Source organism: Cryobacterium sp. N22 (assembly GCF_002929555.1).
Taxonomy (GTDB): Bacteria; Actinomycetota; Actinomycetes; order Actinomycetales; family Microbacteriaceae; genus Cryobacterium.
Genome location: NZ_PJJP01000039.1, coordinates 169493 through 183788, shown reverse-complemented (window position 1 = coordinate 183788; position 14296 = coordinate 169493). Strand labels below are relative to the sequence as shown.

Here is a 14296-nt window from a genome sequence, read left to right as displayed (position 1 = left end):
GCACTACGGTGTGAATTCCCTGCACCGAACTCCTCGCGATCTGACCTGACCAGGTCCGTGCCGTGTTCAGCGGGTCTCTATTCGTCGTCACTCCCGATGAAGGGAATGTCCGTTGAAGTCATTGAAGAAGCTCAAGACTGCCGCCGTTGCGGGGCTGTCGGTGTTCGCCCTGGTCGCGCCGGCAACGGTCGAGATCAGCTCGACCAGCGAGACGGCGTCCAGTACGACGACGCAGGTCCCCTCCGGGAAGGGCGGGCCGCGCTACACGCCCGGCGCTCCGGGAAGCGGCGACGCGTACTTCCCTTACGCCGGCAACGGCGGGTACGACGTCCAGGACTACGACCTCGCCCTCCGTTACGAGCCACCGGCCGATCCCGCGGTGCTCACCGGCCGCCTCAGCGGCGTCGCGACCATCACACTCCGCGCGACGCAGGATCTCGAGTCGCTCAACTTCGACCTGCGCGGCCTGGACGTCGCATCCGTGCGGGTGGACGGCAAGGCCGCGGCACACGGGAAGTCACACGGCGGAAACAACGCCGAGTGGTCACAGCAGCAGGACGACGTGAATCGCATCTGGGAACTCACCGTCGGGCTGCGGCCGAAGCTTAAAGCAGGGCAGACGACGACCATCGTGATCGAGTACGGCGGTGCCACCGGGCAGCCCCTGGACACCACCGGTGCCCTCTACGGGTGGGTGACTACTGCTGATGGCGCGATGGTGGTCAACGAGCCCGACGGCGCGGCAACCTGGTATCCGGTCAACGACGACCCGCAGGACAAGGCGACGTACACGTTCCGCCTCACGGTGCCGGCCGGCAAGACAGCGGTGGCGAACGGGCTGCCGGACGGAAAACCCAAGACCAGGGCGGGCTGGACGACGTGGACCTGGCGGGCCTCGGACCCGATGGCCAGCTACCTGTCGACGGCGAGCGTCGGCGACTACGCCCTCTCCCGCGACGTCGGTCCTGGTGGTCTGCCGATCATCAACGCCATCGACGATGGCGTAACGGGGGAGGGACTCGCCGAAACGACGGCGTCCCTCGCACTGCAACCCCAGATGATCACGTTCCTCGAGGACCAGTTCGGGCGGTACCCGTTCGAGTCGTTCGGCGCGATCGTCGATGACGACTCGGTCGAGTATGCCCTGGAGACCCAGACCCGTCCGGTGTACTCCGGGGTCGCGGACGAATTCACGGTCGTGCACGAGTTGGGGCACCAATGGTTCGGCAACGCGGTGTCCCCGGCCGATTGGAAGGACATCTGGCTGAACGAAGGCTGGGCGACCTATGTCGAGTGGTTATGGGGCGAGCACCAGGGCACTGCGGACGTTGCCGAACAGTTCGCCGACACGGTGGCAGAGCTGGACACCGACAACGGCTGGACGCTCAACATCGCAGACCCGGGTCGCGACCAGCTGTTCGACAGCCCGGTCTACCAGCGGGGAGCGGCCGCCTTGCACGCGCTGCGTGCGGAGATCGGCGACGACGCATTCTTCGCCGGCGCCCGCCTGTGGCTGACCCGGTACAACGACTCGACGGCCACCACCGAGGACTTCGAAGCCGTGATGGAAGAGAGCTCGGGCCAACAGCTCGACACCTTCTTCGACGACTGGCTGCGCGAAGGTGACCGACCGGTCATGCCGTCCCCCTGAGCGTCCGCGGACCCGGATCACCGCGCCGAGCCGGCACAGTTCCAGCCGACTGTGCCTAGAATGAAGCACCCGACCGGCCGCGAAGCGCAGGTCGCCTACGACCAGCGTTGATCGGAGGTGTTGTGAGCAGCCCGTGGACGATAACTCCTGCCGATTCTCCATTGGGGACGTTCTCCCGGCAGGAACGCCTGCACGAGGCCGCCATCGGGGACCGAACCGACCTGGGCTCCGGTGCCGTACAGGCCGGCGTGCGCCGACTGGTGCGGGAATCCTGGCAGCGGTCGCTCTCGCTGCGCCTGGACCCGTTGACGGCGCAGGCCGCACCGACGCTGAGCGCCGATGAACTCGGCCGACTGCGCGCCCGGAACCCGCTCGCCGCGGTGCTGCCGGTGATCAACACGCTGCTGGTGCGGCACGCCGCCGAATTCGGGCTGATCGTGGCGGTGGCCGATGAGACCGGCAGGCTGCTCTGGATCGACGGTGACAGCTCGGTGCGTACCCGAGCCGAAGACATGCACTTCGTGGTCGGCGCCGACTGGTCGGAGGCCAGGGTCGGCACGAGCGCGCCCGGCACCGCGTTGGCGCTCGACCACGGCATCCAGATCCAACGCGCCGAACACTTCAGCCAGCTGGCCCACCCGTTCAGCTGTACCGCCGTGCCTATCCACGACCCGGTCACCGGGGCGCTGCTCGGCGTCATCGACATCACGGGGGGAGACGCCGCCGTGGCCCCGCAGACCCTGCCGCTTGTGGAGGCCGCCGTCGCCGCACTCGAGGCCGAGCTGCGCATCCAGAGCCTCAGTGCACCGCGGCCGGCACCGGCACGACCCTCGGGCTTCACCGCGCCCGGGATTCTGCTGAGCGTACTCGGCACCGAACACGGCGCCCTGCACGGCGCCCAGAGCGCCGGCCAACACAGCGCCGGCCAACACAGCGTCGACCAGCACCGCGTCGACCTCAGCCCCCGGCACGCCGAGATCCTGCTCCTGCTCGCCTGGCACCGGCAGGGCCTGTCCGCCGACAGGCTCGCCGGCCTCCTCAGCGCCGAGCAGCCGCACGCCGTCGAGAACCTGCGCGCCGAGATGGTGCGGCTACGCCGGGTGCTGGCGGTCAGCCATCCGCAGTTGCGGGTCGGCTCCCGCCCGTACCGCCTGGAGACCAGCGTCGACACTGACGCCGGCCGGGTCCTTCGCCTCCTCGCCCGCGGCGCACACCGGATGGCCCTGGCCGCGTACCGCGGAACCGTGCTGCCAGGCTCAGCGGCGCCCGGCATCACGGAGATCCGCGCCGAGGTGAGCCAGCGCCTGCGCCAGACCCTGCTCAGCGATGCCTCGGTGGAGGTGCTGCTCGACTACGCCCGCACCGAGGAGGCCGCCTGGGACTCCGAGGTATGGCGGGCCTGCCTTCAGCTGCTGCCTGCCCGGTCGCCGCAGCGAGCCGCCGTGGTGGCGAACCTCGCCCGCATCGAGGCCGAGCTCAGCGCGTAGCCGCCCGGGCAGCCGTCAATTCAGGACGAACACGAGCACACTCACGAAGCCGAGAGTCCCCAGCAGGCACACGCTGCCCACCAACGAGATGTCGCGGGGCGTGAGCCGGCCGTGCAGGATCGCCGCGAGCAGAAAGCCGACGGCCAGCACGATCTCGAGCGTCCAGTAGACCGGACTCGTGGTGTCTGCGACGGTGTTGAGCGCCCAGATCCCCTCGCCCAGGAGAACAGCGCTCAGCGGCGTGACCGCCAGGGCGCGCCACTCCGGAGGGGCGTGGCGCACCAGGCCGGCGGCGACGCCCAGAAGCGGTCCGGCGACGAGGCCCACGAGAGTCCAGATCGAGGTGAACGGATCGCCGTCGTCGAACCCTCGCCACTCGGACACGACGCTGTAGGACTCGACGAGAAGCTGGAAGACCACGATGCCGATGACGCCCGCGAGCAGCGGCCGGGCGCGGCTGAGCCAGACGATCAGGAAACTGAACATCGTCCAGCCGCCGGCCGAGTTGCTGAGCGAATTGATCCAGGGCGGCAGGTACTGCTGGGCGAAACTGGTCAGCCCGCCGATCAGCACCGCTCCGCCGACCGCCACGACGGTCGCCCGCAGCGCCGACGACCGGGTCTCGGCGTGCCACCAGCCGCTGCGCGCGGGCGCCGGCTCGACGAACCGCGAACTCTCCAGGGTTTCCATGTGGTCAACGCTAGGCAGAGCGGGCCGGCCGGACATCCTCCCAGAGGGTGACCGGCGCATACCGGAGGATGACCTCGGCCGCCGTGCCGAACCGGGCACCCACCGCAACGTTTCGCAACCTCTGCGTTCGTAGGCTCACCCCATGGACCGCGACGACGCGGACGCCATCGACAGAGCCGTCGAACAAGGAGTGAAATGACCGTTTACGCCGCCCCCGGCACGCCGGATGCGAAAGTCACCTTCAAGCCCCGCTACGAGAACTGGATCGGAGGCGAATGGGTTCCGCCGGTGAAAGGCCAGTACTTCGAAGACATCTCCCCGGTCAACGGTAAACCGTTCACCGAAGTCGCCCGCAGCACCCACGAAGACATCGACCTGGCCCTCGACGCCGCCCACAAGGCCGCACCGGCCTGGGGCAAGACCACCGCCACTCACCGTGCAGCGGTGCTCAACAAGATCGCGGATGTCATCGACGCGAACCGCGAACTGCTCGCTGTCGCCGAGACCTGGGACAACGGCAAGCCCATCCGGGAACCGCTGAACGCCGACCTGCCGCTGGCCGCCGACCACTTCAGGTACTTCGCCTCCGCCATCCGCGCCCAGGACGGCGACCATGCCGAGCTCGACAACGACACGATGTCGTACCAGTTCCACGAGCCGCTGGGCGTGGTCGGCCAGATCATCCCCTGGAACTTCCCGATCCTGATGGCGGTCTGGAAGCTCGCGCCGGCCCTCGCCGCTGGGAACGCGGTCGTGCTCAAGCCCGCGGAGCAGACCCCCGCGTCGATCCTGGTGCTGATCGAACTGATCGGCGACATCCTGCCGCCCGGGGTGCTCAACATTGTCAACGGCTTCGGCATCGAAGCGGGCAAACCGCTCGCCTCCTCGAACCGTATCCGCAAGATCGCGTTCACGGGCGAGACCACCACCGGCCGGTTGATCTTGCAGTACGCCAGCGCCAACATCATCCCGTCAACCGTGGAGCTGGGCGGCAAGAGCGCCAACATCTTCTTCGACGACGTGGCGCAGAAGGACGACAGCTACTACGACAAGGCGCAGGAAGGCTTCGTGCTCTTCGCCTTCAACCAGGGCGAGGTGTGCACCTGCCCCAGCCGGGCACTGCTGCACAAGCCCATCTACGACAGCTTCCTCGGCGGCGCCATCGAGCGCACCAAGCTGGCCAAACAGGGTAATCCGCTCGACACCGACACCCAGGTGGGCGCGCAGGCCAGCAACGACCAGCTGGAGAAGATCCTTTCCTACATCGACATCGGCAAGAAGGAGGGCGCCAAGCTGCTGCTCGGCGGCGAACAGGCCGACCTGGGCGGCGACCTCAGCGGTGGCTACTACGTGCAGCCGACCATCTTCGAGGGCCAGAACAAGATGCGCATCTTCCAGGAGGAGATCTTCGGCCCCGTCGTCGCGGTGACCAGCTTCGACGACTACGACGACGCCATCTCGATCGCCAACGACACCCTCTACGGCCTCGGCGCCGGGGTGTGGTCGCGGAACGGCACCACGGCGTACCGCGCGGGCCGGGACCTGCACGCCGGACGCGTGTGGGTGAACAATTACCACAACTACCCGGCTGGAGCCGCTTTCGGTGGCTATAAGAGCTCGGGTATCGGTCGGGAGAACAACAAGCTGGCTCTCGGCCACTACCAGCAGACGAAGAACCTGCTGGTGTCCTACTCCGAAGACGCCCTGGGCTTCTTCTAAACGCGAATCGGCGGTGCCGGTCGGGGCGACAACCCGAAGGTTGCCCCGGCCGGCAGCGCCTCCCGATTCCCGCTTCACCCGATTCCGTTGGAGGAACCCATGACCGACCTGATCACACCAGCACCGGATGCGCTTGTTGCGGCCGCGGTCGAAGCGTCCATCACCATCCCGGGGGAGACCCGGTCGAGGGTCGCGCTGGCGCAGGCCACCGTCGACCTGTTGCGAAGCCTCTGGGAGGAGCACGGCCCGCTGATGTTCCACCAGTCCGGCGGCTGCTGCGACGGCAGTTCGCCGATGTGCTTCCCGGCGGGGGAGTTCATCACCTCCGACCAGGACGTGCTGCTCGGCCGGCTCGATATCGATGCGGTGGGGGAGCCTGAACAGGTGATCGACTTCTGGATCTCCGCCGAGCAGTTCGAGTACTGGAGCCATACCGCCCTGCTCATCGACACCGTCAAGGGTCGCGGCGGCGGCTTCTCCGCCGAGGCCCCACGCGGCGTGCGCTTCATCATCCGTTCGGAGCTGATGGATTCGTTCAGCGCGTAGGCGTACGGGGTCATCACGCCTCGCCCCATCGGTCTCGGTGTATTGCGTCGTCGCCGTTACCGTCCGAGACTCACGGCGCGGGTCTCGAAGGCGACGACGACGTACGCAAGGTGATCTCGAGCCACGACTGCAGTCAGGATGCGATCGCCCAGGTCAGCGCCGACCGCATAGACGTGGGGATCGGTGTCGATGCGGAGGCCCGGCACCTCGACGCCGTCGATCGAGATGCTGACGCGCTCGATGTGATGCTCGGCGACGGGCGAATCCAGCTGCCCGGGGAAGTCGCCAACGACGCGTTGGTCGCGGAATGTATTCGTCAGGATGTGGTTCGTGTGCAGAACCAGCACCGACTCGGGTGTTTGCCACTCCGGGTTGTGCACTCGCGTGGTCATCGCGGCCTCCCACACGGAGGGGTAGCGCATGAGTCGCCGGGCTTCCAACATCCAGTCGGGCAATGGTCTGGCCGGCTCCACCTCCAGCGACTCACGCTCCTGGCTCGTCAGGTCGGCCAGGTTGGCGGGATCGTCCCGATCCTCGGGGTTTCTCCAGAGCGTGTAGCTGATGGCCAGGGATTCAGGGGTGACCGGGCCGCCGTTCGTGGAGGAACTGACGGTTCCGACGCCGAGTTCGGACAGTGAAGGCTGTCTGAGAAACCCGACCACGGGCGTGCCGAAAGTCGCGACTGCGGCGTCGACGCTCGACGGTGGGGGAACGTCCATCGGGTCCACGTCTACGAAATGCATGACCCCAACCTAGTCAGCACCCGACGGGACGGTTCAGTTCGGGTTGTGTTGCATAACCGACAGCGACCCGTGACCGGGCGCGACGATACACTTGGCGGCGTACAGCGGCACTCCGCCGTGCGCCGCGGTCTGGGTCAGGATGAGGACCGCCGCTGACGGATCGATGTTCAATAGTTGCGCCCGCGTGGGGCCGGCCTCGGTTGCGACGATCTGGCACACGCCGTTAGTGAAGACGTGGCCCTTGGCCTGCATGGATGCGAGGAGTGTTCGTGGTTCGGCGGCCATCTCCACGAGTTCGGATGCGATCCGCTCGCTCACATCACTGAGGTAGCGCCCCGCAGGGAGATGTTCCTGAACTGTCGCAACGGGACGGCCGTCCTGCAGCAATATGCTCTCGCGGATCCAGGCGTTCGCAGCCGGGTCGAGCGCGAGCCGGCTGGACACGAAGTCGGTAACCCCTTCCAACTCAAAACGCACCGGCCGCACGGTTATCGTCATGTTCGGATCGGCGAGGGCGACCTCGAAGGGCCGCAGCTGCTCAAGCCCGCCGTGCGGGATGGAGTCTGTGACGAATCGCCCGACACCTCGACGGGTGACGAGCAACCCGTCTTCCTCGAGGAGCATCAGCGCCTCCCGCACCGGAGTGCGGCTGACGCCGAGCGTTGCCGAGAGCTCAATTTCCCGCGGCAGCATCTCGCCGAGTCGGAACACGCCAGAGCGGATCCCTTCAGCCAGCCGCGTGTAGACGGCGACGCGAATGGGCTGGCCGACGGCGAGTTGGAGCTGCTGTTGCAAGAACGTGTGGGAATCCAGACTGGTCGTCACGAGACCTCCTTGTGTGCCCGACGCTATCACGTTCGACATGTGCCCGCAGAGGTATAACCTCATACTGCAAGCCAGTAAATGCAATCTACTCAACGCAGTCCAGAAAAAGCAGTCCAGACAATGGAGTCCACATGAGTTCAACCACCGCCAGCACACCCCACATCGATCCGAAGGGGGTGGACATCGCCGAGACGATCCTGCTCCCCGGCGACCCGCTGCGAGCAAAATTCATCGCCGAGACCTACCTCGACGACATCCGTTGTTTCAACGAGGTTCGCAACATGCTGGGCTTCACCGGCACCTACCGGGGGCGCCCCGTATCCGTCATGGGCACGGGTATGGGTATTCCCTCCATCTCGCTCTACAGCTACGAGCTGATCCACCACTTCGGGGTCAAGAACCTGATTCGCGTGGGTAGCTGCGGCGCCATGCAGGAGAACATGGAGCTCTACGACGTGGTCATCGCTCAGGGCGCGTCGACCGACTCCAACTACCTTGACCAGTTCAACCTGCCCGGTCAGTGGGCGGCACTGTCGTCGTACCGGCTGCTGGAGCAGGCCAAGCGGGTCGCCGACGAGCGCGGTCAGCGCACCCACGTGGGCAACGTGCTCTCTTCCGACGTGTTCTACGGCGCCGACTCTGACGCCATGGGCAAGTGGATGAAGATGGGCATTCTGGCCGTTGAGATGGAGTCGGCGGGTCTGTTCGCCAACGCCGCGGCCGCGGGCGTCGATGCGCTTGCCCTGTTCACGGTCAGCGACCACATCGTCACTCACGCCAAGACCACCCCCGAGGAACGGCAGACCGCCTTCACCTCCATGATCGAGATCGCGCTGGAACTCGCCTGATGAGCACCGCAACCCACCCCTCGGTTCTCGCCCAGGCCGTCAAACCGAGCCGGGCCATCCCCATCCTTCTGATCCTCTTCGTCTTCTCTCTGGTGCTCGATAACGGCTTCAAGTTCCTGTCGCCGGCGTTGGCGGATAGTCTCAACCTTCCGGTCACCACCGTCAGCCTGCAGGCCACTCTGGCCGGCATCCTGATCGGCATCGGCGCCGTGGTCTACGCGGCGCTTGCCGACTCGATCAGCATCCGCAAACTCATCATCTTCGCGATCATCTTGATGACGGTTGGGTCGATCGTCGGCTTCGTTTTCCAGGGCAACTTCTCGATGATCCTGGTCGGCCGGCTGATTCAGAGCGCCGGCCTGGCGGCCGCCGAGACGCTCTACGTGATCTACGTGACCAAGCACTTCAGGGGCGACGAGCAGAAGAAGTATCTGGGCTTCAGCACCGCGGCCTTCCAGTTGTCCCTGCTGATCGGCACCGTCGGAAGTGGCTTCATCGCCACCTACATCGGCTGGGCTGCCTTCTTCCTGGTCGCACTGCTTTCGCTGCTGGCCATCCCGGTCGTGATGCGCACGGTGCCCAAGGAGGCGACGGGCGGCGGCCATGTGGACGTATTCGGCCTGTTCCTGATCGCGGTCTTCGCCACCGGCCTGATCATGTTCATGCAGAACTTCAACCTTTGGTACCTGTTACCGGTTGCTGCCGGGCTGGCTCTCTTCATCTGGCACATCCGCACCCACGACAACGCCGTGATCACCAGCGCGTTCTTCGCCAACGCTCAGTACTCACTCATGATCATCGTGGTGTTCATTACCTACTCCGTACAGCTGGGCTACACCTTCCTGTTCTCGTTCCTGATCTCCGACGTGTACGGCTACAACCTCGGCGAGGTCGCCCTGCTGCTCATCCCCGGCTACGTCGCCGCCGTGATTGTGGGCACGCTTACCGGCAAGATCGCTAAGTACCTTTCATCCAAGCAAGCCATCACCATCGCGTTGATCGTGATCGTCATCTCACTGCTGATCCCGGCTCTGCTGGTGGACAAGGGAGTCTGGATCTTCGTGATCTCGATGAGCCTGTTCCCGATGGCCTTTGCGCTGATGTACGGACCGCTCGTGTCGACCGCCATCGAGCGGGTGCCGGTCGCAAACTCCGGTATCGCCATTGGCTTCTACAACCTCACCATCAACATTGCCGTTCCGGTCGGCATCGCCTACACCGCAACGCTGATGAACCTGCAGCCCAACCTGTTGGGCGGCATCACCGACGGTGCCCAGGCGTCCTCCTACGGATCGGTGTTGTTGATTCTCACGGGAGTGGCTGCCCTCGGCCTGGTGCTGTACCGCGTCTTCATCATGGTCATCGAGCGCTCCCACAAGGACGCGTAGTGCAGGAGTAGCCCAGTCTCCAGCCTCCAGTCGGGTAAGAGCGCGATTGGTGGCTGGAGGCGGGGGAATCCTGCCTGGCCTGTGCCATTCTTGGCCAATGGGGGATTCTGTATCGGCTTGGTTTCAGATCACACTGTGTTCCGGGGCCTGTTTGTGAGCGTGCAGGGCTCGGTCGGGTCGATGATGGCCGCCACCCTGGTCTCCCGTGCGCTGGGTTTCCTGAAGGCCAGCCTCCTGGTGGCTGCCATCGGCGGCAGCAGCGCCGGCGTCGGCGGGCAAGCTTTCGAGAACGCCAACTCGGCTCCCACCTATCTCTTCGCCCTGATCGCCGGGGGCGTCCTCGGTGCTGTGCTCGTTCCGCAGATCGTCCGGAACCTGCACGACGGCGCCGTCGGTCAGGACAACACCGACCGGCTCCTGACCATCGTTCTGTTCGGCGGAGCCGTGGCCACGGTCGTACTCACTCTCTGCGCCCCGGGCATCGTCTGGATCTACGCCACAAACTGGTCACCGGAATGGCGAGGACTGGCAACGTCGATGGCGTACTGGTGCCTGCCGCAGATCTTCTTCCTGATTGCCTTCGCGGTCCTGTCACAGGTCCTCAACGCGCGGGGAGTGTACGGCGCGCCGGCGTGGGCGCCGGCGATCTCGAACCTGGTGGGGATCGGCGGGATCCTGGTGTTCCTCCACGTTTTGCCGTCCGGGTTGGGAGACGTGGGCGAATGGAGTCCGCTGATGATCGCGGTCCTCAGCGGCACCGCCACCCTGGCCATCGCCATCCAAAGCGTTCTTCTGGTTGTCCCCCTCCGCAAGATCGGGTTTCGGCTTCGCCTTCGGTGGGGATTCAGTGGTCTGGGGCAGATGTCGACCGTGGCCGGCTGGACGCTCCTCGGCGTGGTCGCCGGCCAAGTCACCTACCTGGTCACCGCCAACGTCGCCAACAGCGCCGGCGAGACACTCCATCGGCTGGGCATCGACGGGCCGAGCCTGAACTCGCTGTCGACCGCGTACCTCCTGATGCTCCTGCCGCATGGAATCCTCACGGTGTCCCTGACCACTGCCCTGTACACCCGGATGAGCGGGCATGCCGCGCGCCGCGACTTCTCTGAAACCGAATCTCTCTCGACCCTGGCCACGAAGCCTGTCGCCTATGTCTCGATTGCCGCCGCCGCGGTGTTCGCCGCGCTGGGACCGCTGATCACCGCGGCGCTCTTCGGCTACCCGATCATCGGGCAGGTGCTGCAGGTCCTGGCGATCGGGCTCGTCGGCTTCAGCCAGGCGTACGTGCTCAACCGAACCTCCTTCGCGCTCCAGGACGCCCGCGGCCCGTTCCTCACCCAGCTCGTCATCGCGGTGCTCTCTGCGGCGGGGGCCGCTGCATCCGCGCTGTTGCTGCCGCCGACTCTCGCCGTGATCGGTATCGCGGCCGGAATCTCTCTCGCCAACTTCGCCGGCTGGCTCACCGCACATTGGGCACTGCAACGAACGTTCCGCAGACTCGGCCACATACCGGTTCGCGGCCACCGCGCTGTTCTCGGCTACGTCCGGCTGCTCGGTGCGGGGCTTGCCAGCTTCACTGTCGGATGGATGGCGGTGACATACGTCGGTGCTCCGTCTGATCGAGGTGGCCAGGTCCTCCTCGTGGGCGCCGCCGGAGCAGCATCGATGGGGGTGTTCATCGTGGTCAGCTATGTGCTGGGCGACCGGACTCTGAGCGAACTGCGCCGCCCCACTGGGCGCCCGGGCGCACAGTGAGACGGTGGGTCCATGACTACGGCAGCGACCCGGCCGGGCCTAGGCTGGGTCCATGCGCACAGTCCTCGTTCTGAACGGCCCGAACCTCGGACGCCTCGGCAGCCGGGAGCCCGACGTCTACGGCTCCGCCGACCTCGACGACCTGCGGGTGCTGCTCACCGATTCCGCACCAGAGGATGTCACCGTCGACGTGCGCCAGACCGACGACGAGGCTGAGCTCATCCACTGGCTTTACGAAGCCGTGGACACCACAACGCCGGTCGTGCTCAACCCCGCCGCGTTCACGCACTACAGCTATGCGCTGCGGGACGCTGCGGCCCTGGTCACCAAGGCCGGGATCCCGCTCGTCGAGGTGCACATCTCCAACCCGCACGCCCGGGAGACCTTCCGGCACACCAGTGTGGTCAGCGCCGTGGCGACCGGCGTCATCGCCGGATTCGGCTTCGACTCCTACCGCCTGGCCCTCGACCACATCGTTCGCCTGGCCTGACCTCAGCCCGAGCACCCGGGCCCACGGAATCGATCAGCCGCGGCGTGTCGGCTACACTCGTCTGAGACCTTTGGTCGCGCACCTTCCCAATTGAATCGAACGGAACACCTCTTCATGGCATCTACCGCCGACATTAGAAATGGCGTCGTCCTCAACATCGACAAGCAGCTGTGGGCCGTCATCGAATTCCAGCACGTCAAGCCCGGCAAGGGCGGCGCGTTCGTGCGCACCAAGCTGAAGAACGTCGTCACGGGCAAGACCGTCGACCGCACCTTCAACGCCGGCGCCAAGATCGAGACCGAGAACGTTGACCGTCGCGACTTCCAGTACCTCTACGCGGATGGCGAATCCTACGTCTTCATGGACGTTTCGGACTACGACCAGCTCACGGTGTCCGCCGCCGTCGTCGGCGATGCCGCCAACTTCATGCTCGAAAACCAGGCCGTGACCGTCGCGCTGCACGACGGCAACCCGCTTTACGTCGAACTGCCGGCATCCGTCGTTCTCGAGATCACCTACACCGAGCCGGGCCTGCAGGGCGACCGCTCCACCGGCGGCACCAAGCCCGCCACCGTTGAAACCGGCTACCAGATCCAGGTGCCGCTGTTCCTCGAGCAGGGCACCAAGGTCAAGGTCGACACCCGCAACGGTGACTACCTCGGCCGCGTCAACTAGTGAGCGCCCGCACCAAGGCGCGCAAGCGCGCCATCGACATTCTGTACGCCGCCGACATCCGCCAGACCACGATCCCGCAGTCGCTGGCCATGGAGGCCGAGCGCGCCGCCAACGAACCGGCCCGCATGGTGTCCTGGCTCTACGCGCGCGACATCGTGGACGGAGTCGTCGACCACCGCGAGGAGATCGACGAACTGATCGAGACGTACTCGCAGGGCTGGACGCTCTCGCGGATGCCCACGATCGACCGGGCCATCCTGCGCATCGGTATCTGGGAGATCCTGTACAACGACGCCGTGCCGCACGCCGTCGCGATCGACGAGGCCGTCGAGGCCGCCAAGGTGCTCTCGACCGATGATTCGGCCGGGTTCGTCAACGGACTCCTCGGACGCATCGCCCAGACGGCGCCATCCGCCTGAGCCGACCGCATCGTCGGCTTGAGCAGCACGTAGTGCCGGTCCCGGGCTCATCGCCCGGGACCGGATTCATGAGGGGGAGAACATGACGGAACGCACCGACGTAAGCACCGGGGAATACCCCACTGGCGACCCTGGAGATCAGCCGGGCGTGCCGACGCCCTACAAAGTTCCGTCCACTGCGTACAACGGACCCGTGGCTCCGCGCACAAACACTCTGGCGATCGTGGCGCTGGTGACCGGATTCTGCTGCAACATCGCAGCCGTGATCACCGGGCACATCGCGCTCAGCCAGATCAGGCGCACCGGCGAGGCCGGGAAGGGCTTCGCCATCGCCGGGCTCGTGCTCGGCTACGCGAGCATAGGCCTGACCGCGATCATGCTCGTGGTGATGGTGTTCTTCACGGCAGCGATGGGAGCGTTCGTGGCCGCCGCCGTCGGCGCCACCTCATCGGCGACGTCATCGGAGTCGTCATCGGCTGAGCCGACCGGCCAGACCGGCGCCGCGTACTTCGATGACGGCTACCTCCTGGTGGGGACCGGAAGCACTGTCGTCGACCTCTACATCGACCCGATGTGCCCGTTCTGCGGGCAGTTCGACATCGCCAACGGCGACACCCTGGCGGCCCTGGTCGACGACGGCAGCATCACCATGCGACTGCACCCGCTCACCTTCCTCGACCACACCTCACAGGGCACCGAGTACTCCACGCGGGCCTCCGCCGCCCTGACCTGCGAGGCCGCGATCAACCCGGAGTCCACCCTCGACTACCTGGCCGCACTGTTCGCGAATCAGCCCGCCGAGGGCACCACCGGACTCAGCGACGATGAACTCGTGGCGCTGTCCGGCGGCAGCTCGTCCATCGCCGACTGCGTCACCGGCGAGCAGTATCACGCCTGGTCGCAGCAGAACACGGATGCCGCGCTGGCCGGCCCGATCCCCGGCGCCGAGATCGCGTCGATCCAGGGCACGCCCACCGTCCTGATCGACGGAAGCCAGTACGACGGACCGATCGACGACCCGCAGGCCCTCGCCGACGCCATCCTGGGCGTGACCAGCTAG

The 14296-nt window shown here is 66.1% G+C and carries 14 protein-coding genes; 11 read left to right on the top strand and 3 right to left on the bottom strand.

Annotation, left to right across the window (positions count from 1 at the left end; all coding sequences use genetic code 11):
- Positions 1–112 precede the first annotated feature (112 nt).
- Positions 113–1651 carry a M1 family metallopeptidase gene (locus tag CXY76_RS16255; protein ID WP_233199955.1) on the top strand — a complete coding sequence of 513 codons (1539 nt, stop codon included), beginning with the start codon at positions 113–115 and terminating at the stop codon, positions 1649–1651.
- Positions 1652–1812: 161 nt separating this feature from the next.
- Complete coding sequence (locus CXY76_RS19455; protein ID WP_104166376.1) at positions 1813–3138, top strand: transcriptional regulator; 1326 nt, start codon at positions 1813–1815, stop codon at positions 3136–3138.
- A gap of 15 nt (positions 3139–3153) precedes the next feature.
- On the opposite strand, the gene CXY76_RS16245 is transcribed toward CXY76_RS19455, so the two are convergent.
- Positions 3154–3828, bottom strand: a complete 675-nt coding sequence (locus CXY76_RS16245; protein WP_104166374.1) for a DUF6518 family protein — start codon at positions 3826–3828, stop codon at positions 3154–3156.
- 195 nt (positions 3829–4023) lie between these two features.
- On the opposite strand from CXY76_RS16245, the gene CXY76_RS16240 reads away from it, so the two are divergent.
- Together CXY76_RS16240 and CXY76_RS16235 are read left to right on the top strand one after the other, a co-directional pair.
- On the top strand, positions 4024–5547 hold the full coding sequence (locus CXY76_RS16240; RefSeq protein WP_088456300.1) for an aldehyde dehydrogenase family protein: 1524 nt from the start codon (positions 4024–4026) through the stop codon (positions 5545–5547).
- 99 nt (positions 5548–5646) lie between these two features.
- Positions 5647–6093 carry a DUF779 domain-containing protein gene (locus CXY76_RS16235; RefSeq protein WP_104166372.1) on the top strand — a complete coding sequence of 149 codons (447 nt, stop codon included), beginning with the start codon at positions 5647–5649 and terminating at the stop codon, positions 6091–6093.
- A 56-nt stretch (positions 6094–6149) separates the two neighbouring features.
- Here CXY76_RS16235 and CXY76_RS16230 read toward each other — a convergent pair whose 3' ends face one another.
- Positions 6150–6836 (bottom strand): hypothetical protein, encoded by a 687-nt coding sequence (locus tag CXY76_RS16230; protein WP_104166370.1) that lies wholly within the window; start codon positions 6834–6836, stop codon positions 6150–6152.
- Between the two features lie 33 nt (positions 6837–6869).
- A complete protein-coding gene (locus tag CXY76_RS16225; protein ID WP_158253925.1) occupies positions 6870–7661 on the bottom strand; it encodes a GntR family transcriptional regulator in 792 nt (263 codons plus the stop codon).
- Between the two features lie 131 nt (positions 7662–7792).
- On the opposite strand from CXY76_RS16225, the gene deoD reads away from it, so the two are divergent.
- The 7 genes from deoD (at position 7793) to CXY76_RS16190 (ending at position 14296) form a co-directional block, all read left to right on the top strand.
- On the top strand, positions 7793–8509 hold the full coding sequence (gene deoD / locus CXY76_RS16220) for a purine-nucleoside phosphorylase (RefSeq protein WP_104166366.1): 717 nt from the start codon (positions 7793–7795) through the stop codon (positions 8507–8509).
- Positions 8509–9897, top strand: coding sequence for an MFS transporter (locus tag CXY76_RS16215; protein WP_104166364.1), 1389 nt, complete (start codon positions 8509–8511; stop codon positions 9895–9897). The genes deoD and CXY76_RS16215 overlap by 1 nt, the downstream gene beginning before the upstream one ends.
- 135 nt (positions 9898–10032) lie before the next feature.
- The gene (gene murJ / locus CXY76_RS16210; protein WP_104166362.1) at positions 10033–11652 is read left to right on the top strand and encodes a murein biosynthesis integral membrane protein MurJ; all 1620 of its coding nucleotides are present in this window, start codon (positions 10033–10035) and stop codon (positions 11650–11652) included.
- Positions 11653–11704: 52 nt separating this feature from the next.
- On the top strand, positions 11705–12142 hold the full coding sequence (aroQ, locus tag CXY76_RS16205; protein WP_104166360.1) for a type II 3-dehydroquinate dehydratase: 438 nt from the start codon (positions 11705–11707) through the stop codon (positions 12140–12142).
- 114 nt (positions 12143–12256) lie between these two features.
- Positions 12257–12817 (top strand): elongation factor P, encoded by a 561-nt coding sequence (efp, locus tag CXY76_RS16200; protein WP_088456291.1) that lies wholly within the window; start codon positions 12257–12259, stop codon positions 12815–12817.
- Positions 12817–13236 (top strand): transcription antitermination factor NusB, encoded by a 420-nt coding sequence (nusB, locus tag CXY76_RS16195; RefSeq protein WP_088456290.1) that lies wholly within the window; start codon positions 12817–12819, stop codon positions 13234–13236. The genes efp and nusB overlap by 1 nt, the downstream gene beginning before the upstream one ends.
- Before the next feature lie 193 nt (positions 13237–13429).
- Positions 13430–14296 (top strand): DUF4190 domain-containing protein, encoded by an 867-nt coding sequence (locus CXY76_RS16190; protein ID WP_158253924.1) that lies wholly within the window; start codon positions 13430–13432, stop codon positions 14294–14296.